Annotated in this window: 1 rRNA gene; it reads left to right on the top strand. The window is 56.3% G+C overall.

What is annotated here, in order from left to right:
• A 23S ribosomal RNA gene (locus tag ACWGSK_RS27615) occupies positions 1–1013 on the top strand; the annotation flags it as partial.
• Positions 1014–1044: the final 31 nt, after the last annotated feature.

Below are 1044 nucleotides of genomic sequence, written 5' to 3' on the forward strand. Positions count from 1 at the left end.
TAAGCGCCAGTAAACGGCGGTGGTAACTATAACCATCCTAAGGTAGCGAAATTCCTTGTCGGGTAAGTTCCGACCTGCACGAATGGCGTAACGACTTCCCCACTGTCTCAACCATGGGCCCGGTGAAATTGCACTACGAGTAAAGATGCTCGTTTCGCGCAGCAGGACGGAAAGACCCCGGGACCTTCACTATAGCTTGACATTGGTGTTTGGGATGGTTTGTGTAGGATAGGTGGGAGCCGGTGATGTTGTCACGCTAGTGGCGGCGGAGGCGTTGGTGAAATACCACTCTGACTGTTTCGGGCATCTAACTTTGGACCGTGATCCGGTTCGGGGACAGTGTCTGGTGGGTAGTTTAACTGGGGCGGTTGCCTCCTAAAGTGTAACGGAGGCGCCCAAAGGTTCCCTCAGCCTGGTTGGTAATCAGGTGTTGAGTGTAAGTGCACAAGGGAGCTTGACTGTGAGACGGACGTGTCGAGCAGGAGCGAAAGCTGGGACTAGTGATCCGGCACCGGCGTGTGGAAGCGGTGTCGCTCAACGGCTAAAAGGTACCCCGGGGATAACAGGCTGATCTTCCCCAAGAGTCCATATCGACGGGATGGTTTGGCACCTCGATGTCGGCTCGTCGCATCCTGGGGCTGGAGTTGGTCCCAAGGGTTGGGCTGTTCGCCCATTAAAGCGGCACGCGAGCTGGGTTTAGAACGTCGTGAGACAGTTCGGTCCCTATCCGCTGTGCGCGTTGGAGACTTGAGAAGGGCTGTCCCTAGTACGAGAGGACCGGGACGGACGAACCTCTGGTGTGCCAGTTGTTCTGCCAAGGGCATGGCTGGTTTGCTACGTTCGGGATTGATAACCGCTGAAAGCATCTAAGCGGGAAGCTTGCTTCGAGATGAGGTCTCCTGCCTCCTTTGAGAGGGTAAGGCCCCCTGTAGACGACGGGGTTGATAGGCCGGGTGTGGAAGCCCTGTGAGGGGTGGAGCTGACCGGTACTAATAGGCCGAGGGCTTGTCCGCTGCAGATAATTAGGTTGCTCGCGCACATTTT

The organism is Nocardiopsis sp. NPDC055551, assembly GCF_053619415.1.